The organism is Streptomyces sp. NPDC093089, from assembly GCF_044754405.1.
Lineage (GTDB): Bacteria > Actinomycetota > Actinomycetes > Streptomycetales > Streptomycetaceae > Streptomyces.
Window position 1 is genome coordinate 1 of sequence record NZ_JBIVPA010000031.1, and the last position, 19,865, is coordinate 19,865.

Below are 19,865 nucleotides of genomic sequence, written 5' to 3' on the forward strand. Positions count from 1 at the left end.
CCGATCGCCCAGTACCAGCCCTTCACCCCCGCCATCGAGACCCTCCGCGGCCTCCTCCTCGGCACCGAGATCGGCAACAACGGCTGGATCGCCGTAGCCTGGTGCCTCGCCCTCACCGCCCTCGGCTACGCCTGGTCCAAGTCGGTCTTCGGCCGCGACCCCAAGTGACCCGGAGCGCACCCCACCCCCACCTCGGGGCGGCGTACACCGACAACCGTCGGCCTACGCCGCCCCGGCGGCATTCGCCTCGTCGCTCCACGACATCAGCACGGCATCAGCACGGCGACGAAACCGGGCGGGCCCGGTCCAGTTCTCGGCGATTGGCCTTGGCCTACCGATTTCCGGCCCTTGTACGGTCGGTGGCATGCGCATCCGAATCGTCGACGCCTTCACCGACCGGCCCTTCTCCGGCAACCCCGCCGGAGTCCTGCTCCTGGACTCCTTCCCGGACGACACCTGGCTCCGGCAGGTCGCCGCGGAGGTCAACCTCTCCGAGACGGCCTTCGCCCACCCGCTGCCGGCCGGCGGGGACGCGGACTGGGCCCTGCGCTGGTTCACCCCCACCACCGAGGTCGACATGTGCGGCCACGCGACGCTGGCCACGGCCCACGTCCTGCACACCACCGGGAAGGCGAGCGGCACCGTCCGCTTCGCGACCCGCTCCGGTGTCCTCGGCGCCACCGCCGCGGCGGACGGCACGATCACCATGGACTTCCCGACGTCGTCCCTGACGCCCGTCCCCGTGCCCGACGGCCTGGCGAAGGCGCTCGGTGCCGAGGTCGTCGCCGTCCACGACACGGCCGCCCACATCGGCGACCTGGTCGTCGAACTGCGCGACGAGGCGACGGTCCGCTCCCTGACCCCGGACTTCGCCGCCCTCACGGCGCTCTCCTCGCGGGGCGTCATCGCCACCGCGGCCGCCGAACACCCGGACAGCGGCTACGACTTCGTCTCCCGCGGCTTCTTCCCCGCCGTCGGCATCGACGAGGACCCGGTGACCGGCAGCGCCCACACGGCCCTCGCCCCGTACTGGGCGGCCCGGTTCGGCCGCGAGGACCTCACCGGCTTCCAGGGCGGCGCCCGTACCGGCCTCGTCCGCACCCGCCTGCGCGGCGAGCGCACCCTGCTGACCGGCCGTGCCGTGACGGTCATCGACGGCGACCTGCACGCCTGACGTACGGAACCAGACGAGGGGCGTACGGCCGGACCGGCCGTACGCCCCTCGTCTCACGTCCCCCTGCCGAGGTCCCTCCCCCAGGTCCCTCTTCCGGCGCCCGCCCCGGTCACCCCGTGGGCAGCCACCCCACCTTCCCGGCCAGCAGCCCGTACCCGACGAAGGCCACGATGTCGAGCAGCGCGTGTGCCACGACCAGCGGTCCGACCCGGCCCCAGCGGCGGTAGAGGAGGACGAACACCACGCCCATCACCACGTTGCCGAGGAAGCCGCCGATGCCCTGGTAGAGGTGGTACGAGCCGCGCAGCACCGAGCTCGCCACCAGCGCGGCCATCGGGGTCCACCCCAACTGGCCGAGCCTGCGCAGCAGATACCCGACGACGATGACCTCCTCCAGGACGGAGTTCTGCACCGCCGAGAGGATCAGTACCGGGTACTTCCACCACACGTCGGGCAGCGACTCCGGCACCACGGTCAGGTTGAACCCGGAGGCCTGTGCGGCCAGGTAGAAGGCGAGGCCCGCGCTCCCGATCCCCGCGGCGACCAGGGTCCCGCGGCCGAGGTCGGGCCACGGCCGGGTCCGGTCGAAGCCGATCGCCCGCATGCCGGCCCCCTCGCGCATCAGCAGGTGGGCCACGAGGACGACCGGCACGAGCGCGGAGGCGATGCCGAAGAGCTGCCAGGACAGGTCCAGCCACGGCCGTCCCGGCGCGTACGAGCCGTTGAGCGTCGCCGCCTGCTCCTTCAGCGCACCGGGCCTGGTCAGCGAGCCGATGAAGCTGATGAGCGACGACAGCGCGCTCGCGCCGAGCGAGAGCGCCAGCACGATCAGGGTCTCGGAGCGCAGCACCTTGCGCGGCAGACCGCCCGGGGGCAGGGAAGCGTCCCTCACGTATTGCTCCGACACCACACCTGTCTCCACTTCCCGTCGCGGGCGCACGCCGATCCGGCGGCCTCGTCCGGACGGGTCGGCCCCGGTCCGGACGCGACCACCTTGACATGATCACCCATGGCCCGCCGGGAAGCCCGAGGGGGTGGACGGGTCTCGGGGAGGGGGAGGGCGCCCTCGGCGTCAGTCGATGCCCACGGGCCAGGTGTGCACGGGCTCGCCCTCCTGCATGAGCGTCCGGTAGCGCAGGGTGGTCGCCGCGAGCGCGGCCTCGCGGTCGAGGCCCGACTCCAGGGCCTGGTGGAAGGTGTCGGCCTGCCAGGAGGCGCCGTTCACCCGCCGCAGGCAGCGCTGTTCGATGATCCCGAGGTAGTGGTCGCGGTCCGCCGGCTCGATGTGCCAGGCGTCGAGCCCGGCGGCGGCCAGCGGCAGCAGCTCGTCGAGGACGAGCCGTACGGCGGGCACGGTGGCGATCCCGCCCGCGCGGCCGGACCGGGGCCAGCGCAGTTCCGCCTCGATGCCGTGGCGGCAGGCCGCGTCGAAGTTGGCCTCGGCGTCCTCGAAGGTCATCCGCTTCCACACCGGGCGGGGGTCGTCGGCGAGCGAGCGCACGAGGCCGTAGTAGAAGGCGGCGTTGGCGATCACGTCGGCGACGGTCGGGCCGGCCGGCAGGACGCGGTTCTCGACGCGCAGGTGCGGGACGCCGTCGACCCAGCCGTACACCGGCCGGTTCCAGCGGTAGATCGTGCCGTTGTGCAGGACGAGTTCCTGGAGGCGCGGCACCCCGCCGTCGTCGAGGACGAGGAGCGGGTCCTCGTCGTCGCACAGGGGCAGCAGGGCGGGGAAGTAGCGGACGTTCTCCTCGAAGAGGTCGTACACCGAGTCCACCCACCGCTCCCCGAACCAGGTGCGCGGCCGGACACCCTGGGACTGGAGCTCGGGCGGCCGGGTGTCGGTGGCCTGCAGGAACAGCGGCGGCCGGGACTCGCGCCACAGTTCGCGGCCGAAGACGAAGGGCGCGTTGGCGCCGAGCGCGATCTGGACGCCCGACACCGCCTGCGCCGCGTTCCACACGGCGGCGAACCGGGCGGGCGTCACCTGGAGGTGGAGCTGCACCGAGGTGCAGGCCGCCTCGGGCACGATCGACTCCGAGGTGCAGAGCAGCCGTTCGACGCCGTGGATGTCGAGCGTGAAGTCCTCGCCGCGGGCGGCGAGGATCTGGTCGTTGAGGAGCGTGTAGCGGTCGGCGGCCGACAGGTTCTCGAAGACCAGGTCGCTCTGCGCGAGCGTGGGCAGTATGCCGATCATGACGACGCCCGCGTCGAGTTCGGCGGCCTTGCGGTCGGCATATCCGAGGCCGGTGCCGATCTCTTCCGCGAGCCGGTCGAATACGCGCCCGTCCAGCTGGTGGGGGGCGATGTTCACTTCGAGGTTGAACAATCCGAGTTCGGTCTGGAAATCGGTGCTCGCGATCTTTTCGAGAACGGGCGCGTTCAGCATGCGGGGCAGTCCGTCGGGACCGGCGAGATTGAGTTCGATCTCCACGCCCATGAGATTGCGCGGCCGGTCGAACCTCTTCTCCGCCAGCAGTCTCGCGAGTCCCGCGAGGCACTGCTGGAGCTTTCTCCGGTACTGCTGCCGGTCGGACGGGCCGAACCCGTCGGCCACGACCTTCTCCCCCATCGAAGCGTCCCTCCCCGAGCGGGCAGCCGCCTTCGACGGCTGCGTATCAGGGACCATGATGCCCAGCCCGCTGATCCACAACGCCTGCGGATGCGGCTCTTCGGACGATAGGCTGGACGGAGTGCTCCACCGGCACGTTCCGAGGTCATGGAACAATCGACATATACCAATGTCCTATTTCCGGGGAACACGGGGTCGGGCGGGGTCGGAATTCGGCCGTCCGGCTCCGCGTGAGAATCGCAGGTGAGAGCGGCGGAAAGGTCACGATTCCGCTTCGACTCCCCTTGATTACGGCCTGATGACGCCTTGCCAGGAATATCGGCGACGTCTAGCGGAAACACTGTGTGAACACGTGTCGTATAAACTCCGCGGACGAGGCAGAGTGTTGGCGCCCGGCCATGGCCCCATGGCCCCTCTCTGGCCCCGCCGCCGACAGCGCCGTCGTACCTGCCCACGCATCACCGTGTCTCCTGAGTGAGAGGCGACCCACCATGCTCCGACCCTCCCCGGCCCCTGCGCCGGCCCTCCGCAGTGTCCTCGCGGCCCTCGGCTCGCCGACAGCCGTCCGCGAGGCCCGAACGCCCGCCCTCCGGGCCGCGCAGGGACCACTGAGCCCCGAACATCCGCTGCCCGTGCACGTCCTCGGCGTCGCCGGGGCACCGGGAATCGCCCCCCGCACCCGGCTCGCCGGCTGGCGTTTCCTGATCCGGCACGGGGACCGCGCGATCGCCGCCGCGGACACCATGCTCACCCCGGACGGCTGGACGTTCTCGCACTTCTTCGAGGGGCCGTACGTCACCGCCACGGAACGGGCCCTGCTCCAGGCGGAGGCGCTGCCCGTCGCGTACGAACCACGGCTGCTCTCCGTGCCGGAGCTCTACATGCTGACCCTCTGGCTGCACGTCGGCCCGGACTCCGAAGGCACCGCCGTCGCCCCGGCCGCGGCCGACCTGATGGTGCCGCTCGCCCCCGCGCCGCCGGGGATCGCGGCCCACCGGGCCTACCAGGTCGCCGACCTCCTGCCCGTCCTCAGTACGCGTCTCGCGCCGCCGCCCCTCCTGGGCTCGGCGGCGCCCGCCTGATCCACCGCACGCGCCGCCCCGCCCCGCGACCCGGCCGGGTCACGGGGCGCACTGCTGTCCGGACCGCATGCCCGAACGGAGCGCCCGAACACCCCTCCCGTACGGACTAGCCCGCTCGGACCCCCCCGAACCACCCGAAGAGACCGTGCAGTTGACCTGAACCGCCCCTGCGGGTGATGCGTCTTCCCCAGAGAGGACGAGCTGCCGCGAAATACCTGCGGATGACCGTCCGTGGGGCAACACTGGGACCGGAACCGAACCGACCGACGGGGGCGGCGATGAGCGCGAAGAGCCGCAGGACATCCACTACGACGCAGCGAGAGAACCCACCCATGTGCCAGCACCAGCCTGCCTGTCCTACCGCCGACTCCGCCGACAGGGAGGCGGCCCGACTCGTGGCGCACCACCCGGAACAGGGCTGGAGCCTGCTGTGCAACGGCGTCCTGCTCTTCGAGGACACCGGCGAACTGCTGCCGGACGGGCAGATCATCGCACCGCACCGGCCGCTGACCGCGGGCCAGGTGACCACCGCCGCCTGAGCGGGCGGCGCCACCGTTCGAGGGAAACGCCGAGGGCCGGCCCGGAGGAGATCCTCCGAACCGGCCCTCGGCTCGTGCTCAGTTGTCGTACTCGTCCATGGGCGGGCACGAGCAGACCAGGTTCCGGTCGCCGAAGGCGCCGTCGATGCGGCGCACCGGCGGCCAGTACTTGTCGGCGGCCGAGACACCGGCCGGGAAGACCGCCTCGTCACGCGTGTACGGGTGGTTCCACTCGCCGCCCAGCGCGGCCGCGGTGTGCGGCGCGTTGTGCAGCGGGTTGTCGTCGCCGGGCCACACGCCCGAGGCGACCTTCTCGATCTCGCCGCGGATCGCGATCATCGTGTCGCAGAAGCGGTCGAGCTCGGTCAGGTCCTCGGACTCGGTCGGCTCGATCATCAGCGTGCCGGCCACCGGGAAGGACATCGTCGGCGCGTGGAAGCCGTAGTCGATGAGGCGCTTGGCGATGTCGTCGACCGTCACCCCCGTCTCCTTCGAGAGCGGACGCAGGTCCACGATGCACTCGTGGGCGACCAGGCCGGCCGGGCCGGTGTAGAGCACCGGGAAGTGCGGCTCGAGGCGCTTGGCGATGTAGTTCGCCGCGAGGACGGCGACCTGGGTGGCGCGCTTGAGGCCCTCGCCGCCCATCAGGCGCACGTACGACCAGGAGATCGGCAGGATGCCGGCGGAGCCCCACGGGGCGGCCGAGATCGGGCCGACGCCGGTCTCCGGGCCCGCGGTGGGCTGGAGCGGGTGGTTCGGCAGGTACGGGGCGAGGTGGGCGCGGACGCCGACCGGGCCGACGCCGGGGCCGCCGCCGCCGTGCGGGATGCAGAAGGTCTTGTGCAGGTTCAGGTGCGAGACGTCGCCGCCGAACTTGCCCGGCTTGGCCAGACCGACCAGCGCGTTGAGGTTGGCGCCGTCGACGTACACCTGACCGCCGGCGTCGTGGACCTCGGCGCAGATGTCGGCGACGTGCTCCTCGAACACACCGTGCGTGGACGGGTAGGTGATCATCAGCACGGACAGCTCGTCGCGGTACTGCTCGATCTTGGCCCGCAGGTCCGCGACGTCGACCTCGCCGTCGTCGGCGGTCTTCACGACGACGACCTTCATGCCGGCCATCACCGCGGAGGCGGCGTTGGTGCCGTGCGCGGAGGACGGGATGAGGCAGACCGTGCGCTGGAGGTCGCCGTTGGCGCGGTGGTAGGCGCGGACGGCCAGCAGACCGGCCAGCTCGCCCTGCGAACCGGCGTTGGGCTGGATCGACACCTTGTCGTAGCCGGTGACCTCGGCGAGGCGCTCCTCCAGCTCGGTGATGAGCGTGACGTAGCCCTGCGCCTGCTCGACCGGGGCGAAGGGGTGGATCTGGCCGAACTCGGGCCAGGTCACCGGCTCCATCTCGGTCGTCGCGTTCAGCTTCATCGTGCAGGAGCCGAGCGGGATCATGCCGCGGTCCAGCGCGTAGTCGCGGTCCGCGAGCTTGCGCAGGTAGCGCAGCATCGAGGTCTCGGAGCGGTGCGCGTGGAAGACCGGGTGGGTCAGGTACGCGTCGGAGCGCAGCAGCGCGGCCGGCAGCGTGTCCTCGGTGACCGTGTCCAGGGCCTCGACGTCGGCGGTGACGCCGAAGGCGCCCCACACGGCGGCGAGCTGCTCGCGCCCAGTGGTCTCGTCGCACGAGATCGACACGAGGTCGGCGTCGACGCGGTGGAGGTTCACGCCGGCCTCGCGGGCGGCGGCCACGACCTCGTCGGCCTTGCCCGGGACGCGGGCGGTGAGGGTGTCGAAGAAGGCGCCCTGGGTGAGCTCGACGCCCCCGGCGGTCAGGCCCGCGGCGAGGATGGCGGCGTAGCGGTGCGTGCGCTGCGCGATCTGCTTCAGGCCGTCCGGGCCGTGGTAGACGGCGTACATGCCGGCCATGACGGCGAGCAGCACCTGGGCGGTGCAGATGTTGCTGGTGGCCTTCTCGCGGCGGATGTGCTGCTCGCGGGTCTGCAGGGCCAGGCGGTACGCGCGGTTCCCGTCGGCGTCGACGGACACGCCCACCAGACGGCCGGGCAGGGAGCGGGCGTGCTTGTCCTGGACGGCCATGTAGCCGGCGTGCGGACCGCCGAAGCCCATCGGCACGCCGAAGCGCTGCGTCGTGCCGACGGCGATGTCGGCGCCGAGCTCACCGGGCGAGGTGAGCAGCGTGAGCGCGAGCAGGTCGGCGGCGACGGTGACGATCGCACCCAGCTCGTGGGCGGCGTCGATCAGCGGCTTGATGTCGCGGACGGCACCGGAGGCACCCGGGTACTGGAGGAGCACGCCGAAGACGCCGCGCTCGGCGACCTCGGCGGGGATGCCCTCGCTCAGGTCGGCGACGACGACCTCGACACCGGTCGGCTCGGCGCGGGTCTCGATGACGGCGATCGTCTGCGGCAGGGCGTCGGCGTCGATGAGGAAGACGCCGTTCTTGACCTTGCCGACACGGCGGGAGAGCGCCATGGCCTCGGCGGCGGCGGTGCCCTCGTCGAGGAGGGAGGCGCCGGAGGTGGGCAGACCGGTCAGGTCGGCGACCATCGTCTGGAAGTTCAGCAGGGCCTCCAGGCGGCCCTGGGAGATCTCCGGCTGGTAGGGCGTGTACGCCGTGTACCAGGCCGGGTTCTCCATGACGTTGCGCAGGATGACCGGCGGGGTGAAGGTGCCGTAGTAGCCGAGGCCGATCATCGGGGCGAGGACCTGGTTGCGGTCGGCGAGCGTACGCAGCTCGGCGAGGACCTCGGCCTCGGTGCGGGCGGCGGGCAGACCCAGCGCCTCGGCGTTCTTGATCACGTCCGGCACCGCGGCGGCGGTGAGCTCGTCGAGCGAGCCGTAACCGACCTGGGCGAGCATCTTGGCGCGCGCCTCGGCGTCGGGCCCGATGTGCCGCTGCTCGAACGGGATGCCCTGCTCGAGCTCGGAGAGCGGAATGCGGTTGGCGGTCATGTACGGAGGCCTCCTGGTCGTCACGACCTGCGAGGGGCACCACGGCGCGGGTACCCGGACGGCCTCCCCCTCTGTCATCTCAACCTGAGAGTTTCACCGGCACGCCCTCGGGGCGGTCCGGCTTTCACCGTCGGTGAGAGCGCGTGCCGCCGGGGCACCGCTCTGCTTTCCAGAGTGACCTCGTCCGCGCGGTACAGGGGCCTGAGAGATTCCGGGGAGGATTTGCTCCTTCGGCGCCCCCCGGAAGGTTTCTCCGGGGGACTCTCCCGCACGGGGTCGACAGCCACAACCAGCCTACCAGCGCGGTTGTGGCTTCCTTCGCTCAAGTGGCCGACATCCCAGTTGTGCACTTTCGTAGGGGTGTAGAGCAGTTGCGACCAGTTGGAGGGACCGTGCAGACCGACATCGATCCGCGCAGCCTGATCGGCCGCAAGGCGTTCGACCGGAACGGACACAAGATCGGCACCGTGGACGAGGTGTACCTCGACGACGCGACCGGCATCCCGGAATGGGCCGCCGTCCGCACCGGCCTCTTCAGCAGGGACGCCTTCGTCCCCCTGGAGCCCAGCGATCTCCTCGCCGACGGCCTCCACATCCCCTACGAGCGCTCACTCATCAAGGACGCCCCCGACTTCGGCGTCGGCCGCCACCTGTCCCCGGAGCAGGAGCTCCAGCTCTATCGCCACTACAGCCTCACCCTGCCGCCGTCGCCCGCCGACTACCCCGACACCGACTTCGGCCGCCTCGCCGGCCAGGACGGCACCTGACCCCCGCGGCCCGCCCAGAAACCCCCGAACCGCACGGCACACACCCGCGCCGCCCCCACCCGCACGAGCACGCGGCAGGCGGCGCGGTCACCCCGGCACGCCCTCCCCCGCCAGGGAAGCCCCGCACGCAGCGCGCTCACGGGTCGCCCCATCCTCACCAGCCCGCGGCAGGCAGCCCGAGCGGCCCCGGCACACGCCCCCGCCCGGGAAGCCCCACGCGCAACGCACCCCCGCGCCGCACCAGCCCGCAGCAGGCGGCCCGTGGTCCCAGCGCGCACTCCACCGAGGCAGCCCACAGCCGCCCCAGGTCCAGACCCCGGCCCCCCGGCCGCTCTCACCCCACCAACGGCAGCGGCTCCCCCTCCTCCAGGTCCGGATCGTCGACGGCGAACGTCCGGACCCGCCCAGGCGCGGCCGACCCCGGCTCCTCGAACCGGACGGTGACCCGTCCCAGCCCGCTGCCCTGCACCCACCCGGCCCCGTGCACCGCGTGCCGTACGTCCCGCCCGGGCGCCCAGTGCCTCTCCACGGGCCCGGTGGCCCCTCCCCCGCCCTCGACGCCCTGCACGTCCTCCGTGTCCGCCACAGGGGCCCTGGAGGGGCCCCCAGCCCCTTCCGCCACGTCCCCCGCGTCCGAGCCCTCGCCCGATCCCAGGGACGCCCCCGGCCCCACACCCGCACCCGCCTGCGCGAACAGGTCCTCCTGCGTGTAGTCGGCGAGCCCGCTCACCCCCACCCCGAGCAGCCGCACGCCCCCGGTCGTGTCCACGGCCTCCAGGAGGCGCCCCACCGCCTCCCGTACGACGCCGGGATCGTCCGTGGGTCCCCGCAGCGTCTCGGACCGGGTCAGCGTCGAGAAGTCGTACCGCCGCACCTTGAGGACGATGGTCCGACCCGAGTGCCCCGAGGCCCGCAGCCGCCCCACGCACCGCTCGGCGAGCCGCTCCACCTCGACCTTGATCCGCACCCGGTCGTGCAGGTCCACGTCGAACGTGTCCTCGACCGACACCGACTTCGCGTCCCGCTCGGCCACCACGGGCCGGTCGTCGTACCCCTGGGCCATCCGGTACAGCGAGGTCCCGTGCGCCCTCCCCAGGAGCCGTACGAGCTCGTCCTCGCCCGCCCCCGCGAGATCGGACACTGTGGTCATCCCGGCCCGCCGCAGGTGCTCACCGGTAGCGGGCCCGACCCCGGGCAGGATCCGCACGGACCTCGGCCCCAGCAGCTCCCTCTCGGTGCCGGGCTCGATGAGCACGAGCCCGTTCGGCTTGGCCTCCTCGGACGCGATCTTCGCGATCATCTTCGAGCCCGCGAGCCCCACGGACCCCGTCAGCCCCGTCGTCGCCAGGATGTCGGCCCGCAGCCGCTCCCCCGCGGCCCGCGCGCTCGCACTGCCGTCGGCGACACCCCCGGCCTCCAGGTCGACGAACGCCTCGTCCAGGCTGAGCGGCTCCACCAGCGGCGACAGCCGGCCCAGCAGCTCCATCACCTGCTCGCTGATCGACCGGTAGAACGCGAACCGCGGCACCAGATAGGCGGCGTTCGGCGCGAGCCGCCGGGCCTGCCCCATCGGCATCGCCGAGTGCACCCCGAAGCGCCGCGCCTCGTAGGAGGCCGTGGCGACCACACCCCGCGGCCCCAGGCCGCCGACCACGACGGGCTTTCCGCGCAGGCTGGGTTTCGCCGCCTGCTCTGCGGCGGCGAAGAACGCATCCATGTCGAGGTGCAGGATCGTCGGCGCGGCTCTCACGGTTCCGATGCTGCCTTACGCCACTGACAACGGCCCCGCACCGAGTCGGCGGGGCCGCGAAAGCCGGGGTTCCGTTCAGACGGCCTTGTCGCGCCGCCGCCTCGCGAGCTCGTCCCCCGGGTTGTGCCCGACGAGCGTCTCGCCCGTGTCGACGCGCTCCCCGTGCAGCTGCGACAGCGCCGCCTCGACGTCCCGCCACACGACCCCGACGGCGATCCCGAAGACGCCCTGCCCGCCCTGGAGCAGGTCGACGACCTCGTCCGGCGAGGAGCACTCGTAGACCGTGGCCCCGTCGCTCATGAGCGTCATCCGCTCCAGGTCGCGGAAGCCCCGGGCACGCAGGTGCTGCACCGCGGCCCTGATGTTCTGCAGCGCCACCCCGGTGTCGAGGAAGCGCTTGACGATCTTCAGTACGACGACGTCGCGGAAGCTGTACAGCCGCTGCGTCCCCGACCCGTACGCGGGCCGCACGCTCGGCTCCACGAGCCCGGTGCGCGCCCAGTAGTCCAGTTGGCGATAGGTGATCCCGGCGGCCGCGCAGGCCGTCGGTCCGCGGTAGCCGACCGCCTCGTCCGCCGCGCCCGCACTCGCGTCCGTCCCGAAGTCGCCCACACTGCCGTGAAGCGGATACGGGCCGCTCTCCCCGGACGCGCGTCCGAGCGAGCTTCCTGCCGTACCGTCCGCGCTGCTCATCACGCCGACCCTCCGTCCTTGACCTGCCCACACGAAGGTAGGCAGTCACTTGGGGTGCGTCAACGATCGCCACACTCGGCACGCCGAGTGATAATCACCCTGAGAGTGGTTTCCCTCATCTCTCGCCGGGGAAAGGCTACTCGAATGCTCTGACAGCACCCCGCGAACGGCCGTAGGCCGCGGCGTCGCGCCTCACTGGCTGTTGGTCCCGAAGTCCTCCGGTGAGATCTGGTCGAGGAACTCGCGGAACTTCTCCACCTCGTCCTCCTGCTCATCCGGAATCGCGATGCCGGCGTCGTCCAGCACACCGTCACTGCCGAAGATCGGCGTCCCGGTCCGCAGGGCCAGCGCTATCGCGTCGGACGGGCGCGCGCTCACCTCGACGCCGCTGGCGAACACCAGCTCGGCGTAGAAGACCCCGTCACGCAGATCCGTGATGCGGACTTCGGTGAGCTCCTGTCCCACGGCCTCCAGCACGTCCTTGAACAGGTCGTGCGTCAGCGGCCGCGGCGGCGCCATCCCCTGCTGGGCGAAGGCGATCGCGGTCGCCTCCCCCGGTCCGATCCAGATGGGGAGGTACCGATCGCCTCCCACTTCACGCAGGAGCACGATCGGCTGGTTGGAGGGCATTTCCACCCGGACACCCACAACGTCGAGCTCGTTCACACAGCAACCCTAGGACGTGCCCGACCGGTTTGGATAGTCGGGCCCTCCCCGCGTCACTGCAGCCGGATGCCCAGAGCCGTCTGCACCAGCGCCGCGTGCAGCCGTACGGACTGCGCGGCGAGCTCGTGCGCGGTGGCCTCCGCATGGGCCCTGGTCTGCGGGTTCCGGTGCCGGCGCAGCGGCGCGACCACCTGTTCGATGAGCCCGGCCTCCCGATCGGCGGCGGCCTTCACGGCCCGCAGGTGCCGGGGTTCCAGTCCGAATCTCCCCAGATCCGCTACGAGCCTGGCGACCGTCACGCTCTCCGCGTCGTAGCCCCCGCCCTCCGTCTCGGCGATCAGACCGTACGACTCCCACTCGGCGAGCTCGGCCTCGGTCACCTCGGCAGCGGCGATCAGCTCGGCCCGCCCGATCCGCACGGCGGTCGGCGGCTCCGCGTCCTGCTCCCAGGCGCCCTCGAGGAGGTCCCGCCGGCGCCCGGGCGCCGGGAGCTTGATCTCCTCCCCGCGGGCGAGCGCGTCGAGGTGCTCACGGATGACCTTCAGCGGAAGGTAGTGGTCCCGCTGCATCCGCAGGATCTGGGCGAGCCGCTCCACGTCCTGCGGGCTGAACTTCCGGTATCCGGAGGCCGTCCGCCGGGGCTCGACCAGCCCCTCGGCCTCCAGGAACCGGATCTTGGAGATCGTCACTTCGGGAAATTCGTCGCGCAGCTGGTTCAGCACCGTGCCGATGCTGACCAGTCGGTCGCCCGCGGTGGCGGTGCCGGATCCGGCACCGCCCGTCGGTGTTCGCAGCATGAACCTTCCCTGAAGGGCTTCTCCGAGGCGTCACACGCCTCGCTGGCTCGAGTAGAAGACCAGCCGGTACTTGCCGATCTGCACCTCGTCGCCGTTGGACAGAACGACCGAGTCGATCGGCTCACGGTTGACGTACGTGCCGTTGAGGCTGCCGACGTCGGCGACGGTGAAGCTGCCGTCCTGCGCCCGGCGGAACTCGACGTGGCGCCTGGAGACCGTGAAGTCGTCCAGGAAGATGTCGCTCTGCGGGTGACGGCCGGCCGTGGTCAGCTCGCCGTCGAGCAGGAACCGGCTGCCGGAGTTCGGTCCCCGGCGCACCACGAGGAGCGCGGAGCCCAGGGGCAGCGCCTCCACGGCCGCCAGCGCCTCGGGAGAGAGCGACGGCAGCTGCGTCTGGCCGGTGACCTCGGCGTCGTACGCCTCGAGGCCCGAGATGGAGATCGTCGACGTCGTCTCCGACGCGCGCTCGGCGGCGACCCCGCCCCGCAGCGGCGTGCCGCAGTGGGAGCAGAAGCGGCTGTCGGCCGTGTTGCGGTGACCGCACCTCGTACACACCGGCATGGACGCGTCCTCCTGTCGCGGCATCCCCGCGGAGGTCTGTGTCGCGTACGGATCGGGGGTAAACCCTCCACCCGTACTTGAGGTTGATGGTTCTCCGAAACCTATGCGGGCGGCCCCGGCGGGGTCAACAGCCGACGCGCCCTGAGTGCCCGGAATGTCACCGCCACCGACCTCATCGCGGAACAACGGGCGCTCGCCGCCCTGATCCTCCTCCTGGGCGTGGCGCGGCGCGCGGTGCCGGGCGTTGCCGCCGTCCTCGCGTCCGCTCTTGCCGAACAACTTCGCAAAAAAACTCACGGGCGATTCCCCTTGACCGAAACAGACCCGCCCGTGGGGCAGGACGAACCGAAATCCCTCACACCTGCCGACCCGGACACCTTCACAACGTCCGTATCCTCCGGACAGTTTCCACCACGCACCACCGTTGTGGTGCGCCGACCCCCCGCAACGCCGTGCCCATGTCGCGGGACCCTCTCGTCCCCTCTCACTGCGAGGACGACTGAGCGTAGTCAGGCCGCTTCGCGGGTCGCAAGGCGTCGACGACGATCTTCGCCGACCGCTCCACCGTGGCCGTGGCCTGCTCCTTCTCCAGGGTCTGCACGACACCGCCGGGAATGTTGAGCGCGGGCTCGAGATCCTCCGGCTTGCCGATGACCTTGAAGACGTACGGAGCACCCACCTTCGTTCCATCGATCTGCATGTCTTCACCGCTGCCGGTGAAATAACTGTCCGCGACCACGCGCACACCGTTGACCTGGATCGCCTCGGCACCCGCCGCGCGCAGCTCCTGGATGGCGTCGAGCAGCATGTCCGACTCGACGGCCCCGCTGGGATCGCCGATGGTCAGGGTGATGCCGGGCCCCTGGGCGGCGACCGTACCGGCCAGGATGCCGAGCTGCTGCTCCTTCTCCTGGGTCTGCTTGCGCGCCTCCTCGGCCTGGTCCGAGCTGGACTCCAGCTCGGAGCGCTGCTTCTCCAGCCGGGCCTGCTCGTCCTCCAGGCGCTGCGTGCGGTCGTCGAGCTCGTCGAGGATCCGCACCAGGTCCTCCTGGCGCGCGCCGCGCAGGGCGCTGTTCTCACTGGTCGAGGAGACCTGGATGGCCAGACCCAGACCGAGGACGAACAGCAGGAGCGCGACGATGAGTTGGGCCCGCGTCACCCGCGGCGGCCACAGCGCGGAGGCCAGCCTCCGCCGCCCGTTCGACTCGGCCGCGGGTTCCGCGGCCGGCGCCGCGGAACCCGGGACGTCCTCACGCACGGCATCGTCCTCCGCGGCACCTTCCGGCACCACGGGCCCGGCGTCCGGCTTCCCGGCGCCCTCGGCCTTCCGCGGCTCCTCCGGCACCCGCCGCTCAGACGTCCGCGGGCTCTCGGCACCGTCGGCACCCTCGGAGCCCACGGGCTTCTCGGCGGTCTCCGCGTTCTCGGAGACCTCCGCGTTCCCGGCGGTCTCCGGGTTCTCGGAGACCTCGGGCTTCCGGGGGTTCTCGGGCTTCCGGGGGTTCTCGGGGTTCTGGGGGTTCTCGCTCATCGGCCTCACGCCCGGAAGACGTGGCGCCGGATGGCGGCCGCGTTGGAGAAGATCCGGATGCCGAGCACGACGACCACACCGGTCGACAGCTGCGCGCCCACGCCCAGCTTGTCGCCGAGGAAGACGATCAGCGCGGCCACGACCACGTTCGACAGGAACGACACCACGAAGACCTTGTCGACGAAGATGCCGTCGAGCATGGCCCTGAAGCCGCCGAACACCGCGTCGAGGGCGGCGACCACGGCGATCGGAAGATAGGGCTCGACCACCGCCGGAACCTCGGGACGGACCAACAGTCCGACCACGACTCCGACGATCAGGCCCAGTACGGCGATCACGATGTGCCCTTCCCTGTGTCGGCCGTGGCCCGACCGGACGGCGTCGCCCCGGCCCCCCTCGGCTCTGCGGTACGTACGGTCAGACTCGGCGCGGCCGGCAGGCTCACATCGCCCTCGGCCGAGATGCCGCTCCTGATCCCGAAGTTCTCCACCAGCGCATGCAGGTACTGCCCGTCGGCGCTGTCCTGGAACGCGGTGCTCAGCCGCTGCCCGTCCCCGATCGCGAGGACGGTGTACGGCGGCACCAGCGGCCGGTTGTCGACCAGTATGGCGTCGCCCGCGGCCCTGATCGCGGACAGCGACGTCAGCCGCTGCCCGTTGATCGCGACGGCCTCGGCGCCCGACTCCCACAGCCCGTTGATCACGCGCTGCATGTCCCGGTCGCGCACCCGGCCCGTGTCGGAGAAGCCGCTGCTCTCCCTCGGCCCGCCGCCACCGGTGTCGGTGCCCTTGGCGTCGTCGATCACGAGCTTCACACCGGGCCCGTGGACCGCGGTCGCACCCGAGAGCAGTGCCACGAGCTCGGCCTGGTCGCCGCCGTGCTGCTGCAGCGCCTGCCGCTGGCGGCTCCCGACCTCGCTCCGGATCCGCTCGATGTCCTGCTCCAGCCGATCCGCGGTCGAGGTCTCCGCCTCGATCCGGTCGATCAGCTCCTGCCGCTCCTTGGCGACGACCGGCGCGGAGATCCGTGCCTCGGCCGCGCCGACGGTCACCACCGCGGCCGCGAGCAGGAGGCCGGCCGCGACGCCGAGCTTGGCGCGCAGGCTGCGGGGCAGCCCGGTGCCGTCGGCCGCGCGCCGGGCCGTCGCCTCGGCGTAGCCGTCGTCGAGCGCGTGGTCCATCACGTTGTTCAGCAGCGACATCGACGCGTCCGGGCGCGGCGGCGGTGATCCGGTGCTCCGAACGGGGGGCTGCTGCGACATGCCGCACATCGTCGCACGTCGTACGGCCTACCGCCGAATGCCCCCCGTCTCAGGCCGGGAGACACCCCGCGGGCGCCTCCCGGCCTGAGACTTCGATCCGTCAGCGACCTGCGCTGTCGACCACCTCGGCCCACTCGTCGAGCAGTGCCTGGGCGGAGGCGTCGTCGGGCCCTTCCGCCCACAGATGGGTGACGGCCTCGGCGGGGTCGGGCAGCACCATCACCCAGCGCCCGTCCGCCTCGACCACCCGTACCCCGTCGGTGGTGTCCACGGACCGGCTGCCCGCCGCCTCGACCACCCGGCGCATCACCAGCCCCTTCACGGCCCACGGGGTCGCGATGTCCTTCTTGAGGACGTGCGCCCGCGGGATCCGTGCGTCGATCTGGCTCAACGTGAGCTGTGTCCGCGCCACCAGCCCGATCAGCCGCACGAACGCGGCGGCCCCGTCGAAGACGCTGCTGAACTCGGGCACGATGAACCCGCCGCGCCCGTCACCGCCGAAGATCGTCGACTCCTCCCGTCCGACCCTCGTGAGGTCGTCCGGCGAGGTCGTCGTCCACTCCACCTGCGTGCCGTGGTACGCGGCGACCTGCTCCGCGATCCGCGTGGTCGTCACGGGCAGCGCGACCCGCCCCGATCGCCGCTCGGCCGCCACCAGGTCGAGCATCACCAGGAGCGCGCGGTCGTCCTCGATGATCCGCCCCCGCTCGTCCACGAGCGAGAGCCGCTCGCCGACCGGATCGAACCGCACCCCGAACGCGGCCCGCGCCGAAGCCACGATCTCCCCCAGCCGCACGAGCCCGGCCCGCCGGCTCTCGGCCGACTCGGTGGGCCGCGACTCGTCGAGCCCGGGGTTGATCGTCAGCGAGTCGACCTGGAGCCGCCCGAGCAGGCTGGGCAGCACGAGCCCCGCACTTCCGTTGGAGGCGTCCACGACGACCTTCAGTCCCGCCTCGGCGATCCCGGAGGTGTCGACGTTCCTCAGCAGCGAGCCGGTGTACGAGTCGAACACGCTCGCCGGGAACGACAGGTCACCGATCTCCCCGGGGAAGGCCCGCCGGTACTCCTGCCGCGCGAACACCCGGTCGAGCTTCCGCTGCCCGCCCTGCGAGAGGTCCGCCCCCCGTTCGTCGAAGAACATGATGTCCACGGAGTCCGGCACTCCGGGCGAGGTCCGCACCATGATCCCGCCGGCGCTTCCCCGCGCGGTCTGCTGCCGCGCCACCGGCAGCGGCACGTTCTCCAGGTCCCGTACGTCGATGGCACTGGCCTGCAGCGCCGAGATCACGGCTCTCTTCAGCGCCCGCGCACCCCTGGAGTGGTCACGCGCGGTGGTGACGGTCGCCCCCTTCTTCAGGGTCGTGGCGTACGCCCCCGCCAGCCGCACGGCCAGCTCGGGCGTGATCTCCACGTTCAGGATCCCGGAGACGCCCCGCGCCCCGAAGAGATGGGCCTGTCCCCGGGACTCCCAGATGACCGACGTGTTGACGAAGGCGCCGGCCTCGATCGTCTTGAACGGGTACACCCGGACGTTGCCCTGCACGATCGATTCCTCACCGATCAGGCACTCGTCCCCGATGACGGCCCCGTCCTCGATCCGGGCGGCCCGCATGATGTCGGTGTTCTTCCCGATCACGCAGCCGCGCAGATTGCTCTGCTGGCCGATGTACACGTTGTCGTGCACGACGGCCTTGTGCAGGAAGGCACCGCTCTTGACGACGACGTTCGAGCCGATGACCGTGTGCTCACGGACCTCGGCACCGGCCTCGACCTTGGCGTAGTCACCGATGTACAGCGGCCCGCGCAGCTCGGCGTCGGGATGCACCTCGGCACCCTCGGCGACCCAGACCCCCGGTGAGATCTCGAAGCCGTCGATGTCGACCTGGACCTTGCCCTCCAGGACGTCGGCCTGGGCCTTCACATAGCTCTCATGGGTGCCGACGTCCTCCCAGTAGCCCTCGGCGACATAGCCGTAGATCGGCTTGCCGTCCTTCATGAGCCGCGGAAAGACATCTCCCGACCAGTCCACCGGAACGTCCGCCTCGACGTAGTCGAAGACCTCGGGCTCCATCACGTAGATACCCGTGTTCACGGTGTCCGAGAAGACCTGCCCCCAGGTGGGTTTCTCCAGGAAGCGCTCGACCTTTCCCTCTTCGTCGACGATCGTGATCCCGAATTCCAGCGGATTCGGCACCCTGGTCAGGCAGACCGTGACGAGGGCGCCCTTCTCCTTGTGGAAAGAGATCAGATCGGTCAGGTCGAAGTCGGTGAGCGCGTCACCCGAGATGACGAGAAAAGCGTCGTCCTTCAACGCTTCCTCGGCGTTCTTCACACTTCCCGCTGTACCGAGTGGCTTCTCCTCGTTGGCATACGTGAGCTCCATACCGAGCTCCTCGCCGTCGCCGAAGTAGTTCCTGACGAGCGAGGCGAGAAACTGCACGGTGACGACGGTCTCGTTGAGACCGTGCCTCTTGAGCAGTCGTAGGACGTGCTCCATGATCGGCCGGTTCACCACCGGCAACAGAGGCTTGGGCATGCTCGAGGTCATCGGGCGAAGGCGTGTTCCTTCGCCACCGGCCATCACGACGGCCTTCATGTCGGAAGCGTCCTCCTTGAAGAGACGACGGTCCTGCCGACTTCACCTGTCCGCTAGTAGCCCTCGGATGTCCTCGTTGTTGCCGGCGACGCTGCTCGACACAGGACGGACGGGCTCAATCGGCCGATGTATCCGCCTTCACGAGTCGACGGACCTGGACCACGTAGAGGATCCCTGCCCACCAATACAGAGTTGTACCCCATCCGGCGAAGGCCCACCCGAAAACTTCAGCGAGTGACGAAAGCCAGCCCGTTCCGTCACTGAGAAGCAGCAACGGGAACGCGTACATCAGGTTGAAAGTCGCAGCTTTCCCGAGGAAGTTCACCTGCGGCGGCGGGTAGCCGTGCCTCCGGAGGATTCCCACCATGACCAGCAGCATGGCCTCGCGCGCCAGAAGCGCGGCGGTCAGCCACAGCGGCAGGATCTCCCGCCAGGTGAGTCCCACGAGCGTCGACAGGATGTACAGCCGGTCGGCGGCCGGATCGAGCAGCCGGCCGAGGTTGCTGATCTGGTTCCAGCGCCGGGCGAGCTTGCCGTCGAGATAGTCGCTGACACCGCTGAGCATCAGGACGAGGAGCGCCCACCCGTCGCTGTTGGGCCCGCCGAACTCCGGACGGAGAATCAGCCACAGAAACAGCGGCACGCCGGCGAGGCGCGCCATGCTGAGAATGTTGGGGATGGTGAGGACCCGGTCCGTCTGAACGCGAGTCTCCTGGACCTCCACCCGGGGGCCTCCTGCTGGGCTGGTGCCGACATTGCCCCCCGACCTTACCCTCAGCGACCCCCTCCCCCCGCACGGGGCCCCTTCCGCCACCCCAACGCAAAAATGCCTCAACCCCCGGACAATGTCCGGGGGTTGAGGCTAATGATTGTTCGGCGGCGTCCTACTCTCCCACAGGGTCCCCCCTGCAG

17 protein-coding genes, 1 pseudogene and 1 riboswitch are annotated in these 19,865 nt (G+C 71.0%); of the genes and pseudogenes, 5 read left to right on the forward strand and 13 right to left on the reverse strand.

What is annotated here, in order from left to right:
• Positions 1 to 168, forward strand: a pseudogene (locus tag ACIQFX_RS38880) (ABC transporter permease); the annotation flags it as partial.
• Positions 169 to 364: 196 nt separating this feature from the next.
• Positions 365 to 1,174, forward strand: a complete 810-nt coding sequence (locus tag ACIQFX_RS38885) for a PhzF family phenazine biosynthesis protein (protein WP_402473286.1) — start codon at positions 365 to 367, stop codon at positions 1,172 to 1,174.
• A gap of 109 nt (positions 1,175 to 1,283) precedes the next feature.
• Here ACIQFX_RS38885 and ACIQFX_RS38890 read toward each other — a convergent pair whose 3' ends face one another.
• Together ACIQFX_RS38890 and ACIQFX_RS38895 are read right to left on the reverse strand one after the other, a co-directional pair.
• Positions 1,284 to 2,066 (reverse strand): CPBP family intramembrane glutamic endopeptidase, encoded by a 783-nt coding sequence (locus ACIQFX_RS38890; protein WP_402473289.1) that lies wholly within the window; start codon positions 2,064 to 2,066, stop codon positions 1,284 to 1,286.
• 180 nt (positions 2,067 to 2,246) lie between these two features.
• Positions 2,247 to 3,746 carry a glutamate--cysteine ligase gene (locus tag ACIQFX_RS38895; protein ID WP_402473291.1) on the reverse strand — a complete coding sequence of 500 codons (1,500 nt, stop codon included), beginning with the start codon at positions 3,744 to 3,746 and terminating at the stop codon, positions 2,247 to 2,249.
• A 491-nt stretch (positions 3,747 to 4,237) separates the two neighbouring features.
• Here ACIQFX_RS38895 and ACIQFX_RS38900 point away from each other — a divergent pair, with 491 nt between their 5' ends.
• Together ACIQFX_RS38900 and ACIQFX_RS38905 are read left to right on the forward strand one after the other, a co-directional pair.
• The gene (locus tag ACIQFX_RS38900; RefSeq protein WP_402473294.1) at positions 4,238 to 4,828 is read left to right on the forward strand and encodes a hypothetical protein; all 591 of its coding nucleotides are present in this window, start codon (positions 4,238 to 4,240) and stop codon (positions 4,826 to 4,828) included.
• A gap of 332 nt (positions 4,829 to 5,160) precedes the next feature.
• Positions 5,161 to 5,367, forward strand: coding sequence for a DUF5999 family protein (locus ACIQFX_RS38905; RefSeq protein WP_116162112.1), 207 nt, complete (start codon positions 5,161 to 5,163; stop codon positions 5,365 to 5,367).
• Between the two features lie 78 nt (positions 5,368 to 5,445).
• Here ACIQFX_RS38905 and gcvP read toward each other — a convergent pair whose 3' ends face one another.
• Complete coding sequence (gene gcvP / locus ACIQFX_RS38910) at positions 5,446 to 8,331, reverse strand: aminomethyl-transferring glycine dehydrogenase (protein WP_402473297.1); 2,886 nt, start codon at positions 8,329 to 8,331, stop codon at positions 5,446 to 5,448.
• A gap of 179 nt (positions 8,332 to 8,510) precedes the next feature.
• A riboswitch (glycine riboswitch) is annotated at positions 8,511 to 8,610 on the reverse strand.
• Between the two features lie 113 nt (positions 8,611 to 8,723).
• Here gcvP and ACIQFX_RS38915 point away from each other — a divergent pair.
• A complete protein-coding gene (locus tag ACIQFX_RS38915; protein WP_376489928.1) occupies positions 8,724 to 9,098 on the forward strand; it encodes a PRC-barrel domain-containing protein in 375 nt (124 codons plus the stop codon).
• Positions 9,099 to 9,432: 334 nt separating this feature from the next.
• Here the strand turns inward: ACIQFX_RS38915 and ACIQFX_RS38920 are convergent, their stop codons facing one another.
• The 10 genes from ACIQFX_RS38920 to ACIQFX_RS38965 all read right to left on the reverse strand — a co-directional run bounded on the left by ACIQFX_RS38920 (position 9,433) and on the right by ACIQFX_RS38965 (position 19,677).
• Positions 9,433 to 10,848 (reverse strand): DNA polymerase IV, encoded by a 1,416-nt coding sequence (locus ACIQFX_RS38920; protein WP_402473301.1) that lies wholly within the window; start codon positions 10,846 to 10,848, stop codon positions 9,433 to 9,435.
• A gap of 75 nt (positions 10,849 to 10,923) precedes the next feature.
• Positions 10,924 to 11,541, reverse strand: coding sequence for a MerR family transcriptional regulator (locus ACIQFX_RS38925; protein WP_402473304.1), 618 nt, complete (start codon positions 11,539 to 11,541; stop codon positions 10,924 to 10,926).
• A gap of 192 nt (positions 11,542 to 11,733) precedes the next feature.
• On the reverse strand, positions 11,734 to 12,207 hold the full coding sequence (locus ACIQFX_RS38930; protein WP_017238433.1) for a bifunctional nuclease family protein: 474 nt from the start codon (positions 12,205 to 12,207) through the stop codon (positions 11,734 to 11,736).
• Positions 12,208 to 12,260: 53 nt separating this feature from the next.
• Complete coding sequence (locus ACIQFX_RS38935; protein WP_402473306.1) at positions 12,261 to 13,004, reverse strand: MerR family transcriptional regulator; 744 nt, start codon at positions 13,002 to 13,004, stop codon at positions 12,261 to 12,263.
• A gap of 30 nt (positions 13,005 to 13,034) precedes the next feature.
• Positions 13,035 to 13,970 carry an FHA domain-containing protein gene (locus ACIQFX_RS38940; protein WP_402473315.1) on the reverse strand — a complete coding sequence of 312 codons (936 nt, stop codon included), beginning with the start codon at positions 13,968 to 13,970 and terminating at the stop codon, positions 13,035 to 13,037.
• A gap of 79 nt (positions 13,971 to 14,049) precedes the next feature.
• Positions 14,050 to 15,096: a DUF881 domain-containing protein gene (locus tag ACIQFX_RS38945; RefSeq protein WP_402473308.1), complete on the reverse strand. Its 1,047-nt coding sequence runs from the start codon at positions 15,094 to 15,096 to the stop codon at positions 14,050 to 14,052.
• A 5-nt stretch (positions 15,097 to 15,101) separates the two neighbouring features.
• Positions 15,102 to 15,434, reverse strand: coding sequence for a small basic family protein (locus ACIQFX_RS38950; RefSeq protein ID WP_033211936.1), 333 nt, complete (start codon positions 15,432 to 15,434; stop codon positions 15,102 to 15,104).
• Positions 15,431 to 16,357 carry a DUF881 domain-containing protein gene (locus tag ACIQFX_RS38955; RefSeq protein WP_402473310.1) on the reverse strand — a complete coding sequence of 309 codons (927 nt, stop codon included), beginning with the start codon at positions 16,355 to 16,357 and terminating at the stop codon, positions 15,431 to 15,433. The genes ACIQFX_RS38950 and ACIQFX_RS38955 overlap by 4 nt, the downstream gene beginning before the upstream one ends.
• 100 nt (positions 16,358 to 16,457) lie before the next feature.
• A complete protein-coding gene (locus tag ACIQFX_RS38960) occupies positions 16,458 to 18,953 on the reverse strand; it encodes a sugar phosphate nucleotidyltransferase (protein ID WP_402473312.1) in 2,496 nt (831 codons plus the stop codon).
• Between the two features lie 115 nt (positions 18,954 to 19,068).
• A complete protein-coding gene (locus tag ACIQFX_RS38965; protein ID WP_367827872.1) occupies positions 19,069 to 19,677 on the reverse strand; it encodes a CDP-alcohol phosphatidyltransferase family protein in 609 nt (202 codons plus the stop codon).
• Between the last annotated feature and the right edge of the window lie 188 nt (positions 19,678 to 19,865).

Excerpts from the sequence above, each read along its gene's own strand:
- ACIQFX_RS38895 (WP_402473291.1), bottom strand. The coding sequence starts at position 3,746 with ATGGGGGAGAAGGTCGTGGCCGACGGGTTCGGCCCGTCCGACCGGCAG.
- ACIQFX_RS38905 (WP_116162112.1), top strand. The coding sequence starts at position 5,161 with ATGTGCCAGCACCAGCCTGCCTGTCCTACCGCCGACTCCGCCGACAGG.
- ACIQFX_RS38960 (WP_402473312.1), bottom strand. The coding sequence starts at position 18,953 with ATGAAGGCCGTCGTGATGGCCGGTGGCGAAGGAACACGCCTTCGCCCG.
- ACIQFX_RS38925 (WP_402473304.1), bottom strand. The coding sequence starts at position 11,541 with ATGAGCAGCGCGGACGGTACGGCAGGAAGCTCGCTCGGACGCGCGTCC.
- gcvP (WP_402473297.1), bottom strand. The coding sequence starts at position 8,331 with ATGACCGCCAACCGCATTCCGCTCTCCGAGCTCGAGCAGGGCATCCCG.
- ACIQFX_RS38935 (WP_402473306.1), bottom strand. The coding sequence starts at position 13,004 with ATGCTGCGAACACCGACGGGCGGTGCCGGATCCGGCACCGCCACCGCG.
- ACIQFX_RS38900 (WP_402473294.1), top strand. The coding sequence starts at position 4,238 with ATGCTCCGACCCTCCCCGGCCCCTGCGCCGGCCCTCCGCAGTGTCCTC.
- ACIQFX_RS38885 (WP_402473286.1), top strand. The coding sequence starts at position 365 with ATGCGCATCCGAATCGTCGACGCCTTCACCGACCGGCCCTTCTCCGGC.
- ACIQFX_RS38945 (WP_402473308.1), bottom strand. The coding sequence starts at position 15,096 with ATGAGCGAGAACCCCCAGAACCCCGAGAACCCCCGGAAGCCCGAGAAC.
- ACIQFX_RS38955 (WP_402473310.1), bottom strand. The coding sequence starts at position 16,357 with ATGTCGCAGCAGCCCCCCGTTCGGAGCACCGGATCACCGCCGCCGCGC.